Source organism: Chungangia koreensis, from assembly GCF_042651785.1.
GTDB classification, from domain to species: domain Bacteria; phylum Bacillota; class Bacilli; order Bacillales_A; family Planococcaceae; genus Chungangia; species Chungangia koreensis.
The window spans coordinates 1-23,757 of sequence record NZ_JBHSEC010000001.1; the positions used below are offsets into that span (position 1 = coordinate 1).

Below are 23,757 nucleotides of genomic sequence, written 5' to 3' on the forward strand. Positions count from 1 at the left end.
GTGGAGCTGACGAATACTAATCGATCGAGGACTTAACCTAATAAAGTAAAATCCGGAAGGATTGCTTGAAAGCTTCAATGTCTTGTTTATCCAGTTTTGAGCGAACAAGCTCAACAGTCCAGTGATGATGGCGAAGAGGTCACACCCGTTCCCATACCGAACACGGAAGTTAAGCTCTTCAGCGCCGATGGTAGTTGGGGGATTCCCCCTGTGAGAGTAGGACGTCGCTGGGCCATACGAAGACCGTTACCGAGAGGGGCAAGGAGTTCGCGGAAGCAAGGAAGAGAGGCTCGGAGCGTATGATATACGCGAGAACCGAGCGACTGCGGCTGACAAAGAAATCCGCCGTCCATATGGTTTCGCAGCCCGAACACGGAAGTTAAGCTCGCGCGCCGATGGTAGTTGGGGGATTCCCCCTGTGAGAGGCCGGCAGCAGACGCAACGTCCTGTTGCGCTGCCGGCACTCATCCATCCATGGATGTCGTAGGACGTCGCTGGGCCATACAAAGACCGTTACCGACAGGTAGCGGTTTTTTTATTTAATTCAGATTTACCGAAGGTAAATAAAGTAGAGAAAGATTGCGAGAAAGCAGAGGGGCAAGGAGTTCGCGGAAGCAAAGAAGAGAGGCTCGGAGCGTATGATATACGCGAGAATCGAACGACTGCGGCTGACAAAGAAATCCGCCGTCCATCTGGTTTCGCAGCCCGAACACGGAAGTTAAGCTCGCGCGCCGATGGTAGTTGGGGGATTTCCCCTGTGAGAGGCCGGCAGCAGACGCAACGTCCTGTTGCGCTGCCGGCACTCATCCATCCATGGATGTCGTAGGATGTCGCTGGGCCATACGAAGACCGTTACCGACAGGTAGCGGTTTTTTTGTTGTATAAAGAAAAGAAGGAGTGAAAGAAAGTGCGCATTCTTTCAATCTTTTTCAAACTGGAAAGTATTATGCAGAATCCGGACAGTAAACAAGGTGAAAAAACTATGCCTTTATTGCTTTCAATACAATTCCAAGTAAATTAATAAAACTTACTCGACAAAAAACTTATGAGTAAACCCTATATGTAAAGAAACCACCTATCAACACACGAAATAAAAATTTCTTCAAGACTCACTTATCCACAGAGGATTCAACTTCATGAGAAGAACGACGGAATAACGCGATAAATGCCGACATAACTGCAATTGATCCGCATACGAAAAAAGCCCGGGCATAAGAAGGGATTTTTTCAGCGGGAACATCACTCTGTAGTTCCCACCCCAAGAAAGTAATACTCATTCCATTATTCCGGAAAGTTGTTTCCAGATGCCACAATTCCGCGCTTTTCCAGAAAAACAAGATAGCTACTCCCGTAAATACGGATGTCATTACTTTATTCAAGGCAGTCCCCTCCTATTTAAATATATTATCTATTAGACGGATGAAGATGGTAAATAGTTTCAAAAATTCATATAATTTTCCTGAATTATTTGAAACATCTTCTTCATATTTGATTTCTTTCGTACTCATCATACACAATAACAGTAATAGCAAATGAGGATGAGGGTATGAACGTTATAAAACGAATCGCTGTCCGTTTTTTCAAAGAACGTTTCTATGATCAATCGGCTCAAGCGGCATATTATTTGCTTCTGTCTACATTGCCGTTTCTGTTGGTTGTGTTGTCATTAGCAAGTTTGCTGCCGCTAAGTCCTAATGCATTCATGGACTTGCTGCAGCCGTATATACCGGAAGCCGCGTATCCTTTAATCGAGGAGAATGTACGCGTCATTACAAAAGGGGATTTTGGCCCCTTGCTGCCATTTAGTTTAATCGCCGCATTTTGGGTTTCATCCATGGCGGTTCAATCACTCGCCCGGTCACTGGATGAAGCCATTGGCGTAGTTAACCGGATGAGTTATTTCCGGCGTTTAGTACACGATTTAGGAGTTACCTTGTTATTTATGCTGATCATTCCTTTATCGCTTCTATTGCCGATAGTGGATCAGTTTCTCCATGTATGGATTTCTCACACGGAGACGATACAACTCTGGCGAGGCTGGGTATATGTTTGGCCAATAATAAGATGGGGCTTCGGAAGTCTATTTCTATTTGGCTTTTTCCTCGCATTTTTCAAATTGCTTCCGTCTGACTATGTTCGTTTTCGTGAAGTGCTTCCTGGCGCTCTGTTTACGACGATGGCTTGGCAAGGGGGATCAATTCTCTTTAACCGTTATGCAGCCTTTGTAAATTATTCAATGTTATATGGGCAGCTTTCAGGAATCGTACTGCTGATCTTATGGTTTTTCCTAACTGCCGTAATACTATTAGTAGCTGGGCTTTTAAATGCAGAATTGCGTCATGCACGTAGTGTTAAAGAAAGGAGAATGTTGTAATGTTCATGATTTTAGTTGTAGATGATGATCCACATATATTGAAGCTGGTCGGCATCCATCTTCAAAAAGAAGGCTACCAAACGATTAAAGCTTCAAGTGCCGATGAGGCTTTGGCAATACTTGAACAAACTAAACCGGATATGGCAATCTTAGACGTTATGATGCCTGGAATGAACGGTTATGATTTGACCAGTAAGATCAGGGAACAATCAGATCTTCCTGTTTTATTGTTAACGGCAAAAGGGACATTAGACGATAAAGAGAAGGGATTTCTCGCTGGCTCGGATGATTATGTCGTAAAGCCTTTTGAACCGAAGGAACTGCTGTTCCGCGTGGCAGCTATTCTACGCCGGGTGGAAAAGCCGAATCAGGCAATTATTGAAGCTGGCCCATTAACGATTAACCGCAATAGCTATGAAATCGTGGTCGATAGCAGGATCCTATTGCTGCCTTTAAAGGAATTTGAACTTCTCTCGCTTTTAGCAGCAAAGCCAGGACAGGTTTTTACTCGACAATTTCTTCTTGAAAATGTATGGGGTTATGACTATGAGGGAGATGAACAAACATTGAATGTACATATAAAACGAATTCGGGAAAAGCTGTCATCGATCGCCAATCAGGTAGTTATTACGACCGTTAGGGGAATCGGGTACAAGTTAGAGCTGATTACACTATGAGGACTTTATACAGCAAATTCCTTTTATACACCATTCTTATCATGATCGGGAGTACGACCATTGGTTTCCTGATCGTCAATACATATTACCATCAACAGATGAAAGAAGAGAATGACCTTAAAAATGTTGCAATTGCAGAGGAAATTACGGAATTCATTGAGTCTGGAGGCGACTTTGAGTTAACTGAATATCTGGAATCAATTGGAGACGTCGGATATCAACTATATGTCGTGAACGAAAATCGGGAGGAAAGGTTTTACGGTGGTGAATTCGCCTATAAAAATATACGTGAGGAATCTGTAGACGTCGTGTTAAACGGGGAGATTTATCATGGAATGCGAGACCAACACCAGGAGACCTTTTTCACAGGGTTCTTCTCAGATGAATTGGCTAATACGGTAGGTGTTCCTTTTACATATGATGGAGAACGATATGCCTTATTCATCCGTCCGGATATCCGCCTGCTATTCCAGGAGGTTCACACGTTAACTGCTGGCATGCTTATCATTATCGCCATTGTGAGTTTAATCGCAATGCTGGCTGTGGCCAAGATGATGATCTCCCCAATTAAAGAAATGACGAAAGCGACTAAGCGTATATCCGAGGAAAATTTCCACGAAAAATTAGAGATTAACCGGAAAGATGAAATTGGCCGCTTGGCAAGAAGTTTCAACCGAATGACAGACCAACTCATGCAGAACGACCAGTCGCGGAAAGAATTCATCAGCAATGTTTCTCATGACTTCCAATCCCCTCTTCAAAATATTATGGGCTATGCAGAGCTTCTCGGTAACGGTCCTTTGGAAGAGGAAGATCGTAGAAGTTACGCAACTATTATTAAGAACGAGACAAACCGATTATCTTCATTAACTAAGCAGCTTCTTTTATTGACGACTTTAGATCAGCTGAATACTCTACAAAAGCAAGAGTTTTCTTTGACCCAGCAACTAAAGGACTGTGTCACGACTTTCAGATGGCAACTTGAGAATAAAGGCATCTCAATGTCCTTACACTTGGATCACATCCTCTATAGAGGGGATGAGTCATGGCTGATGAACGTCTGGGATAATCTCCTGACTAACGCCATTAAATATAATAAGCCTAATGGAGAGATCGTCATTGAAATGAAGGAAAATGTGAAAGAAGTAATGGTTAAAATTTCTGACACGGGTGTGGGTATGAGGGAAGAGGAGATCGAGAAAATATTCCGCCGTTTTTATCGTGCAGATGAATCCCGAAGTATGGAGGTTGGAGGAACCGGTCTCGGCCTTGCCATTGCATACGAAGTGGTGGAGAAGCATGGTGGGGAAATTGTAGTTGAAAGCCAACAAGAGAAAGGTTCTACATTTTCTGTCCATCTACCGAAAATGTAATATTGAGTTCATGTTGAGTTCATCTTCGAATAGTAGCATATAAGTTGAATAGTAGAGGAGGAATGAAACATGTCTGAGAAATGGAGTTTGCGGCTTATTAGGATTGCTGCAATTTTTGGTTTGATCGGTACTATTTTGGGTTCACATATGGCGGGCTCCGGATCCTACGCTTTCCGTCCGATCCATGCACATATTTTATTGGTCGGTTGGCTATCCATGTTTGCCTGGGGCGTCTTCTACAGGTTATACACGGTAAAATACAAGAAGTTAGTGAATTTACATGGATGGACCGCTATTTTAGGTGCAATCGGGCTGACAGCTGGAATGTGGCTACAATTCATCAAGCCTTTTAATGTACCTGATACATTTGCACTTATTTTCTATATTGTCGGCGGGACAATATTGCTCATTAGCTTCGGCTTGTTTGTCATCGTTACATTCTTAGCTGACAAAGGAAGGTCCAAAGCATGAAGCAAAAAGGATTATGGTTCGCAATTTTAGGCGTCTGGATCGTCTTGGCTGGAATATTGTCAGCTGTTGCACCTGGTGCAAAGGAATATAATTCAGCCAATAAAAACGGTGGTCTTCCAGAAGATGCATTATCTGTCATCGCCGATGAAAAAGTGAAGGAATATTTCCCTGATAGTGAAGGATTCCCGTTATTTGCAGTCTTCCATGATAAGGAAGGTATAAATGATGAGGAAATGAGTCAAATTGCCGAAGGAATTGAAGCGATTGAATGGGATGAAACATATGGAGAGATTTCCGTCATTCCGTTAACCAGTCTGCCTCCGGAAGTGAGAGCTGCATTCCGTTCCCCGGATGAGACAACGTTCTTTATTCCTATCAATTTGCCGAATGGCCTGGAATCATCTGAGATTTCGGATGTTGTAAAGGGGATAAAGTCTGGTTTGAATGAAGACCTAACAGAAAAGTATGACGTATCCTGGACGGGTCCTGCGGGAATAGCCGCAGACGCAGTTGAGCTGTTTTCCAAAGCGGATGTCGTCCTACTCCTTATGACAGTCGGTCTGATTTTAGTGCTATTATTGGTCATTTACCGATCGCCGCTCTTAGCTTTCATCCCACTGATCGGAGCAGGAATCCTTTATGTCGTGGTGGATAAGCTGATTGGACTTTTCGCCTCGTTCGGATGGTTTGTGACGGAAAGTCAGGCATTATCTATCATGATGATCCTATTGTTTGCAGTCGTCACGGATTATTCGCTCTTAGTATTCTCCCGTTTCCGTGAAGAACTGCTGAAGACGGAGGATGTTAACGGAGCGATGCGTGAGGCAGTCCGCCGTGTGGCAGAGCCGATTATATTCAGCGGAAGCACCATTTTATTAGGGGTACTGACACTATTCTTGGCCATCTATGAGCCGTATCGAAACTTCGCGCCGGTCTTTGCTATCGCAGTAATCGTCATGCTTGCTGGCGGCTTAACATTATTACCTGCATTGTTCGCTATTGCGGGACGTAAATCTTTCTGGCCAATGATTCCAAAAGTAGGACAGGAAGAGAAGAAGAAAAGCTCATTATGGGAAAAAGTAAGCCAGTTGGTTACGAAGAGGCCACTCGCTGTCAGTATACCGTTAATTGTTCTATTGTTAGTAAGCTGTTTGGCGATGTTCAATATTAAATTCTCATTCAACTTATTAGATTCGTATCCTGAAGATCTTTCGTCAAAGGTTGGATATGAACAACTGTCAGAATCGTTTTCAGAAGGGGAAGTCGCTCCGAGTACACTGCTGATTGAATCGGACGAAAAGATTGAGAGGGAGACATTGCAATCTCTAATAGGCGTGTTGGAGGACCAAAAAGAGATATCATCAGTAACAATTCAAGGAAATCCATTCGCTTCAGAGGAACAGAAAGTTGCCAAGCTCTCCATGACGTTTGAGGGGAATCCATATGAACACGATGCATTTGACGCAGTAGTATCTCTTCGGGAAGATGGAGATCAGCTGTTGAAAGAAAGCGGAATTGAAACAGGCAACTTGTATATTGCAGGAGAAACCGCTAAAAACGCCGATATCCGGGATGTAAATGTTCAGGATATGTGGAAAGTCATGAGCATCATGACGATACTCATTGCAGTTATGCTCGGCGTACAGACACGTTCCATTGTCGCACCAATTTATATGATATTCTCGTTATTGCTTTCATTCGGAGCGTCGATGGGAATCACCCAGTTTTTCTTCTCGGCACTTGGAGCAGAGGAAATGAGTTATCGGATCCCGCTATATACGTATGTCTTCCTTGTTGCGTTAGGTGTTGACTATACAATCATGCTCATTGCACGGATTCGGGAAGAGTTGGATGTAAATCCATTAAACATAGCCGTCGCGCATGGTGTAGCTAAAACAGGTAATGTAATTTCATCTGCCGGGCTAATCTTAGCTGCGACATTTGCGGTGCTAATCACACAACCGGTGATGGAGTTAAAGGTATTCGGTTTTGCCATGGCGATAGGGATCATCATTGATACGTTCATCGTCCGGCCGCTAATTATTCCAGGGATTATCGTGATGCTGGGTAAGTGGAGCTTGTGGCCGAAGAAAATATCTTAATAGACACAATTAGCTATCCTGAGGAATTCCTCGGGATAGCTTTTTTTCCATTCAGCAAAGGGGAATTTGCACAATTAGTCGAATAGAGAAGAAGGGAAGAATCTGGGGGAATAGAAGATGATTATCCATCAAACAATTACGTATTTTATAGAGAAATTCAAACCTACAGCGGAATTCGTCATACAATACCAGCAAGAATACGCCATTCACTTTGAAGAATACTTTCGTTATCACTGTCGCCAACCGGAGGAGAAACTGAAAGTAGCACTTACAAAATATCCTGAAAAATTACCGGATATCGTGGAGATTAACGGAAAAATCGTTGGGTTGATAGAAGAAGTAAAGGCTTATTATGAAATGAACTATGACATAACGTTTGAAAAAGATGTCCATTTAATCGTTGGTATGTATGGATCCAATGCCTTTACCCATCGCCAGATTAACCCGGAAATCACGTTTTGTTTAGAAAAGTTGTCTCCAAAGGAAGAGCATCTTTGTGTAATTATTTCCCATGAATTCGGTCACGCCTTACATAATTTACTTTCAGACCACGTAGGAATGAACTGGAAAGAGCTTGACTGGAACCATCCTTATACATGGCTTTTACAGGAAGGCAGTGCCACCTATTTTTCAACAAAAGCTGTTACTACTGATGATCCTTCCGTCTATTTTACATACGATGATGATGAAGAAGGTTGGCTGCGCTTTGCAGAGTCCAACCGAGATGACATTCTAAAAGCATTTCAAGCAGATTTACAAGTATTATCGCCAACCGAACTATTCCGTGAATGGTTTTCCATAAACGGAGGGACGAAGTTTAGCAAAACACGTCTTGCTTATTACATTGGATATCATCTACTGCTATTTCTTATAGGGAAAATGGGTGAACAGGAAGCGGTCACCGCTTGGAAACGACCAGACTTCCATTCAATCATGAGTCAGACATTAGAGGAGTTGGATAATCAATGGAGCATAAATGGCTGAACTGGGCAAAGAGAATTCAAGCACTTTCCCAATCGGGTATAGCCTTCTCAAAAGATCCATACGATATCGAGCGTTATGAAGAATTACGGGACATCAGTGCTGAAATCATAGCCGAACATACAGAACTTGAAATTCATAAAATTAGAGAACTTTTTACGAACGATACCGGTTATCAGACTCCAAAGGTTGATGTGCGCGGTGTGGTGTTCAAGGATGACCAAGTTTTACTTGTGAAAGAGAGGTCCGAAAATAGATGGTCATTACCAGGCGGTTTCTGTGATATCGGATTATCACCTGCGGAAAACGTAGTGAAGGAAATCAAGGAAGAAGCGGGTTACGACGTGATTCCCTTAAGACTGCTTGCCGTATTGGATAAAGAAAAACATAATCATCCCCCATCCCCGTATCACTATTACATGATCTTCATCCAGTGCGAAATCATTGGAGGTGCTTCAAATGCAGGTTTGGAAACGAGCAATGTCGGTTTCTTCTTGGAAGATCGATTGCCGGGACTTTCCATCCGACGAAACACTAAAACCCAAATACATACGCTCTTTGAATTTCTGAGAAACCCGGAAAAAGCACCACTGTTTGATTGAATATAAAGGGAGGAGAAGGATGAAAAAAATCGGTTTGACGCTTCTTGGATTACTTATTTTAGTTGGTTTTGTACTTTCGATGCGAATGTATCAAGCGAATGACAAATATGAAACTCTGGAGGAAGCCATCTACGAAGCCATTCCTTATCAAGTGGAGGATGTCATATATTCCACAGAACATGACAACATCACGATTGTTATGTATGAAACGATTGGTAATGAGCAGCTCTTTCCAGGCCAGAAAGTAGAAGCTGTCGCCTTTTTTAAAGGAAATGATACAGATGGTTGGGAGAATGTCGGATTTCATGGATGGACTCATTACGAGAATGAACAGTTCACGGTGTATAGTGAGCCTTATCGTGAATCCGATTATGCCGGGAATGAGTTGCACGAATTTTATGTCGTGTTCGGAAAGGTTAACAATCCGGAAATCACAACCATTCAAACAAAAGATCAGAATGATGAACAGTTTGAGGATGCTAAGTTGATTCTGCACAACGGTAACCTTTATTACTTCCAAGTTGGTCGCGGAGTAATTGTAAGAGGATTAAACGAAAATGGAAAAGTCGTCGACCGACAAGGCGGCTAAAGTAAAGTGAGGGGAGTGAGCAGTCTGGATTTCCATATTGAAAAAGAAGAACTGCAAAAAGCATTAACCGACGTAAGCAGAATAGTGCAGGCGAAAATACATTTGCCGATCTTACCAGGGGTCAAGATAGTGGTGAAGGATGGAGAGCTTTCCCTCATAGGAAATAATGCTGAAATCGCTATAGAAAGAAGAGTGAGCGGAGATTCGTTAAAAGTCATCCAATCAGGAAGTTCTGTTATTCCGGCCAAAAACCTCTTAGAGATTATTAAAAAACTTCCGAGCACCCTACATGTGAAGTGTAGTCAAAATCAGTTGTCGATTCATTCGGAGGACGTAATCGTTCGTTTGCCAATCGTAAGCCCAGCAGATTATCCAGAAATGCCTAACGTCCATCAGGAGAATTTAACAGTACCAAGTGTTGAACTCCAAGAAGTCATAAAGCAAACAGTGTTTGCTGTTGCGAAAGATTTTTCAAAGCCGTCACTGACAGGAGTTCAGTTCATCATAAGAGAGGGTGCGATGACTTGTGTAGCAACCAATTCCCAACGGTTAGCTATGAGGAAGTTACCAATAGAGACTAATCATGACGTCTCTTTCACCGTTCCCGGCACGTGTTTACATGAATACCTAAAACTGCATCGTGATCAACTGGATGACCTACATATGATGTGGAATTCGACACATATAGCTTTCCATACACCAACCTTTACGCTCTATTCGAGATTAATCGAAGGGGTTTTCCCCGATATATCAAGGCTGGTTCCGAATACATTCAAGACCACACTCACACTGAATAAAAGCCGTTTCCTTAGTGGAATAGACAGGGCTGCCCTCTTTTCAAGTGAATGGAGGAATCACAATGTCCTTCTCGAAGTGACCGAAGAAAGTCGCATTAAAATAACTTCCCACGGTACTGAAACCGGAAGGATTGAAGAAACACAGGAAATTAACGAAAAGGATGGAGAAGCTAATTTCCGTGTCACTTTGGATGCGAAATTTTTGTTAGATGCTTTAAAGGCCATTGATGAGGATAGCGTGAAAATATCCTATTCAGGTGAGATGAAACCCATCTTAATCGAACCAGTTGGGAACTTAAACCATCTTCATCTCGTATCACCAGTAAGGAAAATTTGAAAAGCGAGGAGAATCGTGATGTTTTATAGACGAAAATCATATGTAGTAAAAACAGACTTCGTAGCAATCTTCAATAAGCATTTCAATGAAACCAATTTACCCAATCAGTTAAAGAACGGTACACGTTTCGTTGGACGTTGGATGAAGGATAATGGAGACGGCACTCATGAGGTCTTTGCCATCTGGGAATATGACAGCTACGAAGACTACGTGAGAATAGAAACAAACATACAAAATGATGCGGAACACGTACAGCGTATTCAAGACTGGTATGACAAATACGGAGGCAGGGAACAGGTTCGCCAATTTATATTGGAATCCAAGAACGAAGCGTTGGAATCAACAGTGGAATGAGTTAATTGAAGTAACTTGGAAGATTAACAGTTTAGAAAGGTTAATAAAAAAATAGGAAAGAGGGGATCAAGTGGAGAAAAGCACATGGAAGAGTAGTTTGTTAAAAATTCTTTGGGTTATTGGGTTAATCGTTTTGACAAGTCTTAGTTATAATGTGGAAAACCAATTGAATTTGATTGCGAAAGCAACCTTCAATCCGTTTCCTGTTCTATGGGTGAAACCCATCCTTTCGATTATTTTTGGTCTATATCTTTCTTTGATCTTTATAAAAAAATGGTCGGTCAAGTTAAATGCAACTCTATTGTGGTGTGTGGCTATTCCTTGTTTACTGCTATCATTTCTTTATCCATTCTTGGTGACAGTATCTATCGGAAATCCGCCATTTTTCATCGGTTCCTTAATCGATGGGTGGATTTTTAAAATGTCTTCTTTTGAAGTGTTGGGAATTGTCACAGGCTTAACTTTGATGCTTAGCGTATTTGGCCAACCAAAGATGACTGTTTCACACGAGAATTATCTACAGGAGTAGAATACTTAGTGTAATGAGTGGAGAGGAAAAACATAGTGAAAAGTTATATTAAATTTGCATTATCCATTTCCATATTTGTGTTAATTGGATTTCCAATCATCTTTCTCATTATTTCCCTGATTACAGGGAATTGGTTATTCCTCATTTCAAGCGGAATTCCTTCATTTTTCGCCGGTTTAACGGGATTATTAGTAACATTACATCAAATTAAAAAAGAGAAAAATGTTGCCTGAAGTTGAAGGAATTCTGACTGATTCATCTTTTAACTGGAGTGAAATGATCATAGGGATTTGTCTGTTATAGATACAATTACCATACATGAGGTTAGGGAAAGATGAAGTGCAAGTAGATAAACTTTTGAGATGAAATATTTAAGCAGAGTATGAATCTATAAAGGATTTATGCTCTTTATTGTTGAATTAGATGTACGGAGGAGGATGGAAGATAGCATTATTACGGTTCAAATTTAATTAACAAAGAGGGGTTCAACATGAATTTACGATTAGCTCAAGTGAACGAAGATAATTTCTTCGATGTCATTAATTTAAAATCTGACGAAGTACAGGAAAAATACATTCAGATTTATGAAAGATGGGTAGGATCCAATGCATTCTTTCTCGCCATGTGTCAAACCCATGGGTTTATAGCAAGAGCCATTTACGATGGAGACGTACTCATTGGTTTCACGTCCCATGGATTTAGTAAGGGATTAAATCAATATGAACTAAATAGCATGATGCTTGGCCATCAATTTCAGGGGAAAGGCTATGGTGCCCCCGTGTTGCAGGCAATTATTGATGATATGGTACAAGCGTATCAGTGCGATTCGATTTACTTATCGGTTATTGAAGATAATGAACGGGCCATTCGAGTCTATGAAAAACTTGGATTTAGACCGACTGGTGAGGTTGTGTTAGGACACCATCCTGAGCCGGTATATTGCTTAACTTTAACTCAAGCTGCTGCTGGACAATAATTTAAAAGAAGTTAAATAGAAGTTAGTAAAGAGAATCAAGTCATAAATGAAAAACAGGTATCCGATTAACAAATTGGATACCTGTTTTTATGCAAATTGATCACTCAACGTTATATTCCTTCGTCACATGATCATGGATGTCCGGGTCTTTCTCCACATGAACCTGGATGAAATACTTGCCACGATCTGCAAAAGTATATTCTCCGTCATACTGTCCATTTCCCGCTTCTTTTGTATCGACCCAGTCATGTTTCTCGCTACCGTCTTTCCAGATTTCGAAACGGACCGCAGCTTCTGTGAGTGGAGTTTCATTAAGCGTGATTGTAGTAGATAACGGTGTATTTTCACCTGCAGTTGCTGTTCCATCGGTAAAGTCAATGACGGCACCATGGTGATGTTCATGCTTTTCCTCATTTGGAGCTTCTGCAACTCCGCCATCTCCTGTCACTTCAATGACCTTAGTCGGCATCGTGTGCATATCACGTGCTGTTACATGGGAAGTGACCGAATAGGAGCCGGGCTGTTCTAATGTAATAACGGCAGTATATTGGTCCTCTTTTAGCTCTGCAGGAACCATGGTCTTTTCCCCAGAATTATCGTTGATGATTTCAAATTCAACTTCACTTGCATCCGTGACTACTTCTTCGCCTTGAGTTACTTTTGCAACCACTTCAACCTCTTGCCCTACTTCAGCTGTAGCTGGAACTTGCAAGTCTACAGAAATAGGCACAGGTGGAGCAGATTCTTGTGATTTTTCTTCCTTTTCCTCTGCCCCACATGCTGCAGCTAATAGGACAGTGAGGAGTAAGATGAGTAGAAGATGGATTCGTTTCATTTAAAACTCACGCTCCTTACGTATTGGCGTTATTGTAACAAATAATGCCCATATAAATTGAGACAGATTCATGTCAATGGTGTAGGAATTGTGAAATTTTCATGTTTCCAACGGAATTTTATTCTGAAAGAGTGATGGCAAGACCATTCCTGTGAAAATAACGATGATTCCGATGAATTGAATAACAGTAAAAGGCTCGTGTAGGACAAGTACGGATGCCAAAACTGCAACCGGTAATTCCATCGCCCCCAATATGGAGGATGCACCAGAACCAACGTGGGGGACGGCAACTGAGAATAGATAAATCGGCAGTACAATGCCGAAAAGTCCTAATGCTGCCCCATAAATCCAGAGACCCTCAGTAAACAAGGTGCCATTCCATACGATTTCCGGCGACTGGAAGATGGCTGCCATGATGAGTGCGACTGTGGCGACAAAAAGTAATCTGGTCGTAGAATCCATTCCTTCAATCGGCTTTGAATTGATGAATATAAAGAATGCAAAGCTGACGCCGGATAGGAAGCCGAGAACCCAACCTTGCCAAGGGATTCCGCTTAAATCCACATTGATGACACCAGCTGCCATAATGGTACCTATGAATAAGATGACTAAAGATAGGACCTCAATCCTCTTTGGCAATCTACGTTGTGCTACACATTCTATCAGCATTCCGATCCAAGTGAATTGGAAAAGCATAACGACTGCAAGAGAAGCCGGTAAGTAAATCAATGCTTGTCCATAGACAATACCAGTAGTGGCAGTAAGCATTCCAGTTAAGACAAGAACCTTTCCTCCTCGAAAATGGGGAACACGGCGCTGGGTAACGATATATATAATAGCAACGAATATAAATCCACATACATATTGGCTTGTGATTGCTTCAGAGGCGGAAAATCCACCCTTCATAGCAAGCTTTACAATGGTCGATAATATCCCGTAACTCGAGGCTGCAACGATGATCATGACCGGGTAGATCCATTGTTTCATTTAGTTTCCTCCATTCCAAACGATAGTATATCACAATGGAGCACTGAAATTACGTTTAATTCTTACAGCCTGTAAGTGTTCATGTTACTATAGAGAAAGTAGATTTTTAGAAGGAGTCGGGTAAATGTTTCATGCTGACGATCAATTCGTTCTAACTTATGGGGATGCATTCGTAGACTATATAGCCGACGACCACTCTAATCAGTCGTTTACGATGTACTTGGGGGGAGCGACAGTCAATGTGGCAGCAGGGATTGCCAGATTGGGCGTACCTTCTGCTTTCATTACGATCACAGGTGGAGATGAGACATCAGCATTCGTACGGAATGAACTGGCGAACGAAGGGGTCGACCTGCGCTATGCTATTTTAGAGGAAAGTAAGCGGGTAAGTGGGGTTTACGTTCATTTAACAGAGGAAAACGATCGTATTTTTGCTTCATATGTCAATGAGGCACCGGATATTCAGGTAAAGCCGGAACACTTGAAAGAAGAAGCATTTCAGAAAGCATCCATTTTTCATATATGTTCAGGAACCATGTTCCATCCGACAGCCTTGAAAACGACAAGGGAAGCCGTGAGATTGGCGAAGAAGCATGGCATATTTGTTTCCATGGATGCTAATATCCGGCCGTTGCGCTGGGAGAACGAGGAGCAGTGCCGGAACACCATACGATCGTTCTTCCCGGAAGCAGATCTATTGAAATTGACGGAGGAGGAGCTATTCTTCCTGACGGGAACAGATACGATGGAAGATGGGTTAGAGCAGTTAAAAGAATTTAAGATCCCAATCATTTTAGTAACACTTGGCGATCATGGTACTTACGTTGTTCTAAACTCGAATACAAGCCGTCATATTCCAGTCGAACCGGTGGAACCGGTCGATACAACAGGAGCCGGGGATGCCTTCATGGCTGGAATTCTACGCTATGTCCATTTGAATGGCATGCCAAGGACAAAGGAAGCGTTAGTGGAGTGCGTAACTTTTGGCAATAAATTAGGAGCCCTCGCTGCAACGAAGCCTGGTGCCTTAACTGCAATGCCTCGACTTCACGAAATAGAAAATCTGTAATATGCTCCCTATCACTTAAATATTTTTAGTGGTGGGGTTTCTTTTATGAAACCTCTGAACTATTTGGGCGTAAATAGATAAGGAAGGAGTGTGGAGAATGGAAGCATTATCATCAATCTCGTGGGGACTTATTTTACCGTTACTAGTCATTCAATTCATTTTACTTATTGTAGCCATCATCGATTTGATCCGAACACCGGAGACGAATGGTCCGAAATGGATGTGGGCACTGATTATTGTGTTCGTAAATATAGTAGGGCCAATCACGTACTTTATATTTGGGAGACGACAATTATGAGTATGTTGACTGTAGATCATTTAACTAAGAGGTATCATAATACTGCTGTTGTAGATGCAGTCTCCTTCGCGTTGGAGGAGAGAACGTCGACCGCATTGATCGGACCGAACGGAGCAGGCAAAACAACGACCTTATCCATGCTGACAGGATTGCTTAATCCAACGAGTGGAAAGATTGAGTTAAGTGGAATAAATGGTGACCCGAGAAAGTATATCGGCTTTTTACCGCAATATCCCCAATTCTTTAGTTGGATGACAGCCATGGAGTACATGGAAATGGCCGCACGATTAAGTGGTGTGGATGCGAAGTCAGCTCGCTTGGAATCACAAAAGACGTTAGAATTTGTGGGCCTTGGTGAAGCGTTAAAGAAAAAGACCGGTACATTTTCCGGTGGAATGCGTCAGCGGCTCGGTTTGGCTCAGGCAATCGTACATAAACCGAAACTGCTTTTATTGGATGAACCGGTGTCCGCGTTAGACCCAGTAGGGCGCCGTGAAATCATGAATCTATTGAAAGATTTGCAGAGTGAGACGACAATTTTGTATTCCACTCACATTTTAAATGATGCAGAAGAAATGACGGATCAGCTACTGTTTCTGAGAAAAGGAAAACTTGTTGAACAAGGCTCATTAGCAGATGTAAAAGAGAAGTATGAGAATCCTCGTTTCCGTGTTGAATTTTCTTCTACCGAAGCTGCTGCTGCATTTGCGGCGAACAATTCATGGGAAGCTGTCAATGAAGGACCGATTGCATTTATTCCCCGAAACGGTGACCATCCAAAGATGGAGGAAATATTGAGATACTTGGCTGATAGCGGATTGGATATTCGGAAAGTGGAAAGGCAGACGGCAAGCTTGGAAGAAATCTTCTTAAAGGTGGTGGGGCAAGCATGAAGGATATAGGTGTGTTGCTACAGAAAGAGTGGCGCGAGAACATACGCAGTTTTAAAATCCTTTGGATCCCGCTCGTGTTCATCATCTTAGGTGTAATGGAACCGCTCACGTACTATTTCCTGCCACAAATTATGAGCAGTGTAGGAAATGTTCCGGAGGGTGTAGATTTTGTTTTGCCAGAACTTTTAGGAGAAGATATATTCGCTTCCCTTACCAGTCAATATCAATTCATCGGACTGTTAGTGGTGATTTTGGCTTTCATGGGAACGATCTCCCGTGAACGGAAGAGTGGTGCAGGGACACTGCTCTATGTCCGGCCAATTTCTTACGTGAGTTATTTCATGAGCAAATGGCTTACGGTGAACGGAATCGTGCTGATCAGTTTAACGGCTGGCTATATGGCGTCTTGGTATTACATCGATCTTTTATATAATTCCGTAGACCCGGCTGGGGTTTTCCAATTAATTGCATCGTACTTCCTTTGGTTCATGTTCGTAGTGACTCTTACGCTTGCGGCAAGTGCATGGCTTTCTACTGGCGGAGCGGCAGCTGTGGCCTTATTGATCACTTTTTTCGGGCAAATCGTAGATGCCATTGTCGGTAAGTACTGGACTGTGACTCCTTGGAAATTGGCCCTGTACTCCCCGACTTGGCTGAAGAACGGACCAGACTCAGATACCTATTGGCTGACCGTGTTACTTACTGCTATTCTTATTGCGATCCTAATTGCATTCGGCATTTGGATGTCTAAAAAGAATGCGGCGAAGACAAAGATATAAATACAAAACAAACCGCTTCCTTTCATCGGAAGCGGTTTGTTTTATTTTTTTCTCGATGATCTGCGATTCTCTTCGGATTTAATCCAGTGCCTTAAACCTTTTCCTGCAAACGGTTCATCATTAAATCTTGGGATGATATGTAAATGAGCGTGCTTAATGGATTGATTGGAGGCGTCGCCTACATTCCATCCCAAGGTATAACCATCCGGATCGTACGATTCATCTGCATACTTTTTTACTTTCTGAAGCAGGTCATACGTATCTTTCCATTCCTCAGGGGTAAGGTCGAACACTGTTTCTCTATGTACTTTCGGGACGATTAACCCCGTACCCTCCAAAACGTCTTGAAACTTTGGATGCTGCAAATAGTAGCAATGCTCGCTTTCAAATACAATTTGCTGATTCTCATCTTTCTCCGGTTCGCAAAAAGGACAATTTACCAAATTTACCATACCCACACCCCGATTTTTTCTGTATTGTATATATTGTACTATTAAAATACAGGTAGGAGGTGCTATTTCGATGAATGAAACTACCTATTCGGAAACACAAATACAACCAGTACAAAAAGAGTTGTCACTTGGCCAATGGTTGTTGACGCTATTGTTACTTGCGATTCCAATTGTGAACCTGATTGTCCTATGTATTTGGGCTTTTGGTGCAAATAACCCGCGGAAGAAATTCTCCCAGGCATACTTGATCTGGATTGCGATTTCAATTGTAATTGGTATTATTTTCTTTTTCTTATCATTCTTCTTCTTTTCCAGTATAGAAGACAGCTATTACTATTATTGATTTCCCGGGAAATATCGACACAATTAGACAAAAGAGAGGATGTGGCCGCAGGGCTACATCCTCTCTCATTATTTTTAATTAATCTGCAGGGAATTTTTGCTCACTTGAAGAGCTATGCTTCGTCATCTCGGGGCGGTCCTCCTCGACATTTTCCAAGCGAAGGTCCTCAAGAGGGATTGAATCTACAGTCTGCATGTCTTCATACATATCGTAAATACTTTGCTTATCGGTTTTTGAGTTTTCAGGGTTGTCCATATATGGACCGACATGATCTTTCCGGTCATCTTCTGTAAACACTTTATCCTTCTTTTCCATAACCGATCACCACTTTCAATTAAACAGAATGACTGTTTATTGTTTTTTAACCATACTTAAAAGCATATGAGCGAGAGCATGTTGCTGCTCCTTGTCACCGGAGTTCCAAAGCTCTCTGAGTAAATGCTCTTCTCGGTTCCTTGGTTCTTCATGCTTTGCAAGATAGCCTGCTATCATTTCTGTAGCTTTTGCCATTTGCTCTTCACTCATACCAAGAGCTTCGCCTTTTGACACTTTGTCAGACAAATACGACTTGAATTTACCGAAGTTTTCTAAAATCTGATCTTTTTTTTCAGAATCCATACTGCTCATTTGATTTTGAATTTCTTCTTGGAAATTGTTGTTCGTCATGTTCTCACCACTCCTTTGTTTGTTGTCTTATTCACTATTCCCGATTCATCAAAAATTAACCCTGATATTGAACTCATCGTTCACTATGAGTTCCTTGATATTGTTCGAAAAACAGCTGCAGTTCCTGAATTGACCTCACAAAATTTTCATTTAGATCGCCTTTTTCTTCTTGGGAACCTTGCACCTGCTCCAAATCCATGGCTTCAAGAACTTCTGAGTGTCTGGAATCATGAATTGGTTTATCCAGCATTTACTATCCTCCTTTTGAAAAAAATGTATAATTTCATTTTACCCTCTATACAAAATCCTTAAACGCAATGGTACGAAAGGCCTTTTGTTGGAATTTTCAGTATATTTATTAAAGTCCTATTACCTAAAAGCACTATGAAAAAATAATACTTAAATTGGATATGAATGGGAGTGGGGATGTCCTATAATGAAAGAAAAGACAGAATCGAGGCGAAATGTGGATGATCAGAAAAGGTAGATTTGGCAAATGGAAAAACAAAGAGTATGAACTCTTTTTCTATCAAGGCAAATATTTCTTGCGTACTAACGACATCCAAGACAAAGACCTCGGTTTTACGCCGATTGAAGAAGGTAAAGGTCAATTGGTGAAAGAAACAGCAATCCGAGATCTGGAAGATGCATACGAAATTGTCCCGTATGCAATGGTCGAAGGACACAGATTAAATGTCGAAGGGTTCGATTTTGAAACGAAGATAGTCGCGCTTACTTCTAATAATCCATATGCAAAAGAAAAATTGGGCATGCGTCCATATGGCCGTCACGAGTACATCATTGAATTGCCGTTTGACCGTGTTCAATTGGAAGAAGAAAAAGTTTCCTTGTTCGATGCTATCATTCGCACAGGACATTAATAGAATATTTTTATGTAAGTAACGCCGGAGCACAGATCCGGCGTTTTTATAATTCAAGGGGGAAACACACAACTTTGTAAACAAAGTCAACCGTTCTTCTCTTCCATTCCCCTTTTTAAAAGAGATAAACATAGTTTTTTGATTAATGGCCCGAAAATTAGGATTAAATTTTTTACAAGTAGGATTCAACACTCTGGGGTAAGGATTAAATCAATTTTAAGTAGGATTAAAACGAATTTAAGTAGGATTAATCCAATCCCGTGCTCAGAAAAAATATGATATTCATTAACACTCCAGGCAAAAAAGCGGACTTAAAGCTGTTTCTTTGTTACAACGGAAGTAACAAGAAGCTAAGGGGTGTGTCAGTTATGAAGATTGAATCCATTACAATGATGGCTGGACATTTAGAAGAAATGAAATATTTCTATACAGAAACCATGGGATTTTCGCTCCAGAGCCAAGGCACAGATTACTTCCGGATAGCCGCGGGCAATACCGAGATTGAATTCAAGCAAGCAGACAACAATCCTTATTATCATTTCGCCTTTGATATTCCTGATAATCAGTTTGAAGAGGCAAAGAATTGGACGAAGGAACGTGTACCATTACTGATTGAGGAGGGGGAAGATGAAGCTTTTTTTGAACATTTTCCTGCCAGAGCGTTTTACTTTGAAGATCCCGCTGGAAATATTGTGGAATTTATAGCGCGACCGACAATCACTGAAAACCGTGTTCATCCATTTACGGTTGAGAGCATTTATTACGTCAGCGAAATGAGTTTAGTCGTTGAAGATCCTAAAGAAGCATATGATGTTTTAAACCAATTAGGTGTTCCTGAACGGGATCGGAAGGAACCGAATCCCGCTGGTTTAACGTTCATGGGTCAGCGACAAGAAGGCTCGTTCTTACTGCTTACTCCACCAGGAAGAAGATGGTACTTCTCTGACAAAGTATCTGCCGTTTTCCCAATGGAAGTTACATTGAACGATGGACAGCGTGTCCAAATCGACGAAGATCATGTTTTAAGAGTTTTGAAAGGGATATGAAAGTTGTGTAGGTCCGTGTAGCACGACCAACGGACAGTGTTCATGTATACAAGTGGAATGATTGTTAGTTGAGTCGGTGAATTTCACCGGCTTTTTTTATTTTTGGCAGGAATACAAACAAAATAAGGAGAATAAGTCAAAAATCAAACCAAGCGAGGTATTGAAATGGTCAAATTGATCATCGTCACAAGAGAGAATTGGAAAGAAGCATTGAATCTAACTGTTGCAGACGAACAAAAAGGCTTTGTACCGACTGTCGCTGTATCTCTTTCTAAGGTCTACATTAAACCGGATGGGGACAATGTCGAATATATTCCGTTTGCGATTTACGACCAACATCAAATGGTTGGATTCGTCATGCATGCTTATGAGGAAAAAACGACAGACAGTTATTGGATTAACGGATTCTTCATTGATCACGAATTTCAAGGAAAGGGCTTCGGAAAAGCAGCCTTATCGGAAATGATTCAGTGGATCACAGAACGGCATCCGCGTTGCGAAGTCATCCGTTTAACAGTTGATCCGGACAATGAGTGGGCAAAAAAGCTTTACGTGAGTTCCGGTTTCCAACCGACAGACTTAAAGTTTGGAGAGGAAGTCGTCTATCAGTTACCGGTGAATGGGGGAATGTAGGATGAAAGGTTATGTAAGTGGATATAAAGAAATGATTATTCCATTCAATTATTTCACGAGAGAGGAGGCGGTTGGACTGATGGTCGTGTTGCCCGGTTCAGGCTATACAGCACAGGCGCCGTTACTTCATTACGCAAATCATTTCTCTGAACAACTACACTATGACTTATTGCAAGTGACATACAATTATAATGACGAGGCATATGACGATTTTACGAATGAAGAGCTTGGTGAAGCTATTAAAATTGATGTACAAACAGTCATTGACGCTATTTTGGGAAAGAAACACTACCCAAATTATTGCTTCATTGCGAAATCACTTGGAACAATCGCACTTAGCTCCGAATTAATGAGAGAAGAGTTCAAGAATGCCAAGGCCGTTTGGCAAACACCTCTGATTCATCGGGAGGATGTGCTCACTTCGATGAGGAACAGCACACAGAAAGGACTATCGATTATTGGGGATGCAGACCAAATTTATAGCGAAGAGCGAGTGGCCTTGGTAGAGCAGAATCCAAATATGATTAGTAAAGTGATTCCTCGTGTAGGGCATGCATTGGATGTTGAAGGAAATGCTTTAAAATCGATTGATATACTGAAAGAAGTCATGACAGAAATACAAGAATTCCTTAAATGAGAAAACCCTTTCAACTATCAGAATAGTTTTATTTTATTAAGTTAGTTGACTTTTCTGCTTTAAAGTCCTAAAGTAAGAATCAATTCTTGCAACAATCGAATAGCAATACATCACTTTCTTATCCAGAGAGATCGAGGGACAGGCCCTATGACATCTCGGCAGCTGGTTCATGACGAATGAACTCTGTGCCAATTCCTGCAAATGCTTATTGCATTTGAAAGATGAGAACGAGATGGTTTTCTTAATGGGAGCCTTCTTTTTTCTTGTGGATAAGAAAAAAGAGGGCTCTTTTTCGTTCGGTAAAAGAAAGGTAGATGACTGCACACAGCATTGTCTGCAAAGAATCAGTTACAGCTTGAGGAGGCAAAAGCATGATCGAATTTAAGCAGGCGGCCAAGACATTCCGGCTCGCCAACCGGGAGGTGCATGCAGTAAAGGAGGTATCTCTCTCCGTCGAGCAGGGAGAAATCTTCGGAATCATCGGTTTTAGTGGCGCTGGGAAAAGTACGTTGCTCCGCTTGGTCAATATGTTGGAACGGCCGACAAGCGGTACGGTTTCCGTACAGGGAGTAGACGTAGCAAGTCTTTCGCAGAAGGAGTTACGCAAACTTCGCCGCCGGATCGGGATGATCTTCCAAAACTTTAACTTATTCAACTCACGGACAGTTGCGGGAAATGTAGCGTATCCGTTGAAATTGGCAGGAGTGCCGAAGAAGGAAATCAATGAACGTGTCGCAGAATTGCTGAGATTTGTTGGTTTGTCCGATAAAGCAAACGATTATCCGGAACAGCTGTCAGGCGGTCAGAAACAGCGGGTCGGCATAGCGCGGGCACTTGCTACATCGCCGGATATTCTAATCTGTGACGAAGCCACTTCTGCTCTCGATCCGGATACAACGGCAGAAATCCTGAAACTCTTAAAAAAGGTCAATAAAGATTTAGGATTAACGATTTTATTGATTACACATGAGATGAACGTCATTCAAACGATTTGTGATCGGGTCGCTGTCATGGAGAATGGGGAAGTCATCGAGCAGGGCTCGGTATTTGACACTTTCACGGACCCGCAACATTCGACGACACAAAGGTTTATCGAATCTGTACAAAAAGATCGTCCGTCCGATCATTTGTTGAATGAATGGAGGGAACGAGGCGGTAAACGCCTATACCGTGTCATCTTCAAAGGAGAAGTGGCAGGGGATCCTGTGTTATCCCGAGTTACCCGGAAGTATGGAGTCGATGTGAATATCGTGTATGGTTCTGTACGCGAGTTACAACAGAAGCTTATAGGAAACCTGTTAGTTTCTTTTGAAGGTGATGAGACCTTAATCCAACAAGTCATCAGTGATTTAAACAACATGGTGGAGATTGAGGAGGTGTCCGTAGAATGACCAGCATGAAGGTAGATTGGGAAACATTTTGGCCGAGGATCGTTGAGGCAACAGGAGAAACGATCCTGATGGTGGCCATCACCCTAATTTTAGGTTCGATTTTTGGGATTGCCATTGGGCTAACGCTCTACGTTACTCGTAGAGGAAACCTTCTTGAGAACCGCATTATTTTTAACTTACTGAACTTCTTGATTAATCTCATACGTCCCATTCCGTTCATCATTTTCCTATTTGCGATCAGTCCATTAACCCGGATTGTTGTAGGAAGTTCGATTGGTATTGGCGGAGCGGTATTCCCCATGACGATTGTTGCAGCATTTTCAATCGCCCGTGTAGTCGAGAACAATTTAGTCAGTATCGATCCTGGTGTAGTAGAAGCTGCAAAAGCAATGGGAGCGAGTCCATACCAAATTATTTTTACAGTTTTAATCCCGGAAGCGCTTGGACCGTTAGTGTTGGGTCTAACATTCATGAGCATCAGTCTGATTGACTTCTCCGCGATGGCCGGAACTGTCGGGGCAGGCGGTCTCGGACATATAGCACAGACGTACGGTTATCAGCGTTTCGACTGGAGTGTCATGCTTGTAACGGTTGTGATCTTAATTACCCTAGTGCAAATTGCGCAATGGATCGGAAACACATTATCACGAAAAATTATGCGACGTTAAATACGATACGAACGACA

General features: G+C 41.9%; 31 protein-coding genes, 1 rRNA gene and 1 riboswitch. Of the genes, 25 read left to right on the forward strand and 7 right to left on the reverse strand.

Going from position 1 to position 23,757, the window contains the following annotated elements; translation table 11 throughout:
* Positions 1-117: 117 nt before the first annotated feature.
* Positions 118-233, forward strand: a 5S ribosomal RNA gene (rrf, locus tag ACFOZY_RS00005).
* Positions 234-1,109: 876 nt separating this feature from the next.
* Here the strand turns inward: rrf and ACFOZY_RS00010 are convergent.
* The gene (locus ACFOZY_RS00010) at positions 1,110-1,379 is read right to left on the reverse strand and encodes a hypothetical protein (RefSeq protein WP_378150894.1); all 270 of its coding nucleotides are present in this window, start codon (positions 1,377-1,379) and stop codon (positions 1,110-1,112) included.
* Between the two features lie 167 nt (positions 1,380-1,546).
* Here ACFOZY_RS00010 and ACFOZY_RS00015 point away from each other — a divergent pair, with 167 nt between their 5' ends.
* The 13 genes from ACFOZY_RS00015 (at position 1,547) to ACFOZY_RS00075 (ending at position 12,162) form a co-directional block, all read left to right on the forward strand.
* Positions 1,547-2,374, forward strand: a complete 828-nt coding sequence (locus tag ACFOZY_RS00015) for a YihY/virulence factor BrkB family protein (protein ID WP_378150896.1) — start codon at positions 1,547-1,549, stop codon at positions 2,372-2,374.
* Complete coding sequence (locus ACFOZY_RS00020; protein WP_378150898.1) at positions 2,374-3,051, forward strand: response regulator; 678 nt, start codon at positions 2,374-2,376, stop codon at positions 3,049-3,051. The genes ACFOZY_RS00015 and ACFOZY_RS00020 overlap by 1 nt, the downstream gene beginning before the upstream one ends.
* 41 nt (positions 3,052-3,092) lie before the next feature.
* Entirely contained in the window at positions 3,093-4,424 is a 1,332-nt protein-coding gene (locus tag ACFOZY_RS00025; RefSeq protein WP_378150900.1) for a sensor histidine kinase, read from the forward strand.
* Positions 4,425-4,493: 69 nt separating this feature from the next.
* Positions 4,494-4,895, forward strand: coding sequence for a hypothetical protein (locus ACFOZY_RS00030; RefSeq protein WP_378150902.1), 402 nt, complete (start codon positions 4,494-4,496; stop codon positions 4,893-4,895).
* Positions 4,892-6,997 carry an MMPL family transporter gene (locus tag ACFOZY_RS00035; RefSeq protein WP_378150904.1) on the forward strand — a complete coding sequence of 702 codons (2,106 nt, stop codon included), beginning with the start codon at positions 4,892-4,894 and terminating at the stop codon, positions 6,995-6,997. The genes ACFOZY_RS00030 and ACFOZY_RS00035 overlap by 4 nt, the downstream gene beginning before the upstream one ends.
* 117 nt (positions 6,998-7,114) lie before the next feature.
* The gene (locus tag ACFOZY_RS00040) at positions 7,115-7,981 is read left to right on the forward strand and encodes a hypothetical protein (RefSeq protein WP_378150906.1); all 867 of its coding nucleotides are present in this window, start codon (positions 7,115-7,117) and stop codon (positions 7,979-7,981) included.
* Positions 7,963-8,580, forward strand: a complete 618-nt coding sequence (locus ACFOZY_RS00045) for an NUDIX hydrolase (protein WP_378150908.1) — start codon at positions 7,963-7,965, stop codon at positions 8,578-8,580. Before ACFOZY_RS00040 ends, ACFOZY_RS00045 begins: the two co-directional genes overlap by 19 nt.
* A gap of 19 nt (positions 8,581-8,599) precedes the next feature.
* A complete protein-coding gene (locus ACFOZY_RS00050; protein WP_378150910.1) occupies positions 8,600-9,169 on the forward strand; it encodes a hypothetical protein in 570 nt (189 codons plus the stop codon).
* A 15-nt stretch (positions 9,170-9,184) separates the two neighbouring features.
* Complete coding sequence (gene dnaN / locus ACFOZY_RS00055; protein WP_378150912.1) at positions 9,185-10,303, forward strand: DNA polymerase III subunit beta; 1,119 nt, start codon at positions 9,185-9,187, stop codon at positions 10,301-10,303.
* 18 nt (positions 10,304-10,321) lie between these two features.
* Entirely contained in the window at positions 10,322-10,657 is a 336-nt protein-coding gene (locus ACFOZY_RS00060) for an NIPSNAP family protein (protein WP_378150914.1), read from the forward strand.
* 70 nt (positions 10,658-10,727) lie between these two features.
* Entirely contained in the window at positions 10,728-11,186 is a 459-nt protein-coding gene (locus ACFOZY_RS00065) for a hypothetical protein (protein WP_378150916.1), read from the forward strand.
* Between the two features lie 35 nt (positions 11,187-11,221).
* Positions 11,222-11,419: a hypothetical protein gene (locus ACFOZY_RS00070; protein WP_378150918.1), complete on the forward strand. Its 198-nt coding sequence runs from the start codon at positions 11,222-11,224 to the stop codon at positions 11,417-11,419.
* 257 nt (positions 11,420-11,676) lie between these two features.
* Positions 11,677-12,162 carry a GNAT family N-acetyltransferase gene (locus ACFOZY_RS00075; protein WP_378150920.1) on the forward strand — a complete coding sequence of 162 codons (486 nt, stop codon included), beginning with the start codon at positions 11,677-11,679 and terminating at the stop codon, positions 12,160-12,162.
* Between the two features lie 100 nt (positions 12,163-12,262).
* Here the strand turns inward: ACFOZY_RS00075 and ACFOZY_RS00080 are convergent, their stop codons facing one another.
* A complete protein-coding gene (locus tag ACFOZY_RS00080) occupies positions 12,263-12,997 on the reverse strand; it encodes a FixH family protein (RefSeq protein ID WP_378150922.1) in 735 nt (244 codons plus the stop codon).
* A gap of 99 nt (positions 12,998-13,096) precedes the next feature.
* A complete protein-coding gene (locus tag ACFOZY_RS00085) occupies positions 13,097-13,984 on the reverse strand; it encodes an EamA family transporter (protein ID WP_378150924.1) in 888 nt (295 codons plus the stop codon).
* Between the two features lie 124 nt (positions 13,985-14,108).
* Here ACFOZY_RS00085 and ACFOZY_RS00090 point away from each other — a divergent pair, with 124 nt between their 5' ends.
* The 4 genes from ACFOZY_RS00090 (at position 14,109) to ACFOZY_RS00105 (ending at position 17,023) form a co-directional block, all read left to right on the forward strand.
* Positions 14,109-15,053, forward strand: coding sequence for a carbohydrate kinase family protein (locus ACFOZY_RS00090; protein ID WP_378150926.1), 945 nt, complete (start codon positions 14,109-14,111; stop codon positions 15,051-15,053).
* 97 nt (positions 15,054-15,150) lie between these two features.
* Positions 15,151-15,351, forward strand: coding sequence for a PLD nuclease N-terminal domain-containing protein (locus ACFOZY_RS00095; RefSeq protein ID WP_378150928.1), 201 nt, complete (start codon positions 15,151-15,153; stop codon positions 15,349-15,351).
* Positions 15,348-16,244: an ABC transporter ATP-binding protein gene (locus ACFOZY_RS00100; RefSeq protein ID WP_378150930.1), complete on the forward strand. Its 897-nt coding sequence runs from the start codon at positions 15,348-15,350 to the stop codon at positions 16,242-16,244. Before ACFOZY_RS00095 ends, ACFOZY_RS00100 begins: the two co-directional genes overlap by 4 nt.
* On the forward strand, positions 16,241-17,023 hold the full coding sequence (locus ACFOZY_RS00105) for an ABC transporter permease (protein ID WP_378150932.1): 783 nt from the start codon (positions 16,241-16,243) through the stop codon (positions 17,021-17,023). The genes ACFOZY_RS00100 and ACFOZY_RS00105 overlap by 4 nt, the downstream gene beginning before the upstream one ends.
* Positions 17,024-17,064: 41 nt before the next feature.
* Here ACFOZY_RS00105 and ACFOZY_RS00110 read toward each other — a convergent pair whose 3' ends face one another.
* The gene (locus tag ACFOZY_RS00110) at positions 17,065-17,475 is read right to left on the reverse strand and encodes an HIT family protein (protein WP_378150934.1); all 411 of its coding nucleotides are present in this window, start codon (positions 17,473-17,475) and stop codon (positions 17,065-17,067) included.
* A 70-nt stretch (positions 17,476-17,545) separates the two neighbouring features.
* On the opposite strand from ACFOZY_RS00110, the gene ACFOZY_RS00115 reads away from it, so the two are divergent.
* Positions 17,546-17,818 carry a hypothetical protein gene (locus tag ACFOZY_RS00115; protein WP_378150936.1) on the forward strand — a complete coding sequence of 91 codons (273 nt, stop codon included), beginning with the start codon at positions 17,546-17,548 and terminating at the stop codon, positions 17,816-17,818.
* 78 nt (positions 17,819-17,896) lie between these two features.
* Here the strand turns inward: ACFOZY_RS00115 and ACFOZY_RS00120 are convergent, their stop codons facing one another.
* The 3 genes from ACFOZY_RS00120 to ACFOZY_RS00130 form a co-directional block, all read right to left on the reverse strand.
* Positions 17,897-18,133: a hypothetical protein gene (locus ACFOZY_RS00120; protein WP_378150938.1), complete on the reverse strand. Its 237-nt coding sequence runs from the start codon at positions 18,131-18,133 to the stop codon at positions 17,897-17,899.
* 36 nt (positions 18,134-18,169) lie between these two features.
* Positions 18,170-18,484: a DUF3243 domain-containing protein gene (locus ACFOZY_RS00125; protein WP_378150940.1), complete on the reverse strand. Its 315-nt coding sequence runs from the start codon at positions 18,482-18,484 to the stop codon at positions 18,170-18,172.
* A 73-nt stretch (positions 18,485-18,557) separates the two neighbouring features.
* Complete coding sequence (locus tag ACFOZY_RS00130) at positions 18,558-18,734, reverse strand: hypothetical protein (protein ID WP_378150942.1); 177 nt, start codon at positions 18,732-18,734, stop codon at positions 18,558-18,560.
* Positions 18,735-18,954: 220 nt separating this feature from the next.
* Between ACFOZY_RS00130 and ACFOZY_RS00135 the strand changes: the two genes are divergently transcribed.
* The 6 genes from ACFOZY_RS00135 (at position 18,955) to ACFOZY_RS00160 (ending at position 23,740) form a co-directional block, all read left to right on the forward strand.
* On the forward strand, positions 18,955-19,365 hold the full coding sequence (locus ACFOZY_RS00135; RefSeq protein WP_378150944.1) for a hypothetical protein: 411 nt from the start codon (positions 18,955-18,957) through the stop codon (positions 19,363-19,365).
* A 368-nt stretch (positions 19,366-19,733) separates the two neighbouring features.
* Complete coding sequence (locus ACFOZY_RS00140) at positions 19,734-20,411, forward strand: hypothetical protein (protein ID WP_378150946.1); 678 nt, start codon at positions 19,734-19,736, stop codon at positions 20,409-20,411.
* A gap of 165 nt (positions 20,412-20,576) precedes the next feature.
* Entirely contained in the window at positions 20,577-21,044 is a 468-nt protein-coding gene (locus tag ACFOZY_RS00145) for a GNAT family N-acetyltransferase (RefSeq protein WP_378150948.1), read from the forward strand.
* A gap of 1 nt (position 21,045) precedes the next feature.
* A complete protein-coding gene (locus ACFOZY_RS00150) occupies positions 21,046-21,681 on the forward strand; it encodes a hypothetical protein (RefSeq protein WP_378150950.1) in 636 nt (211 codons plus the stop codon).
* Positions 21,682-21,796: 115 nt separating this feature from the next.
* A riboswitch (SAM riboswitch) is annotated at positions 21,797-21,909 on the forward strand.
* A gap of 143 nt (positions 21,910-22,052) precedes the next feature.
* Complete coding sequence (locus tag ACFOZY_RS00155) at positions 22,053-23,072, forward strand: methionine ABC transporter ATP-binding protein (RefSeq protein WP_378150952.1); 1,020 nt, start codon at positions 22,053-22,055, stop codon at positions 23,070-23,072.
* Positions 23,069-23,740, forward strand: coding sequence for a methionine ABC transporter permease (locus tag ACFOZY_RS00160; RefSeq protein ID WP_378150954.1), 672 nt, complete (start codon positions 23,069-23,071; stop codon positions 23,738-23,740). Before ACFOZY_RS00155 ends, ACFOZY_RS00160 begins: the two co-directional genes overlap by 4 nt.
* The last annotated feature ends 17 nt before the right edge of the window (positions 23,741-23,757 follow it).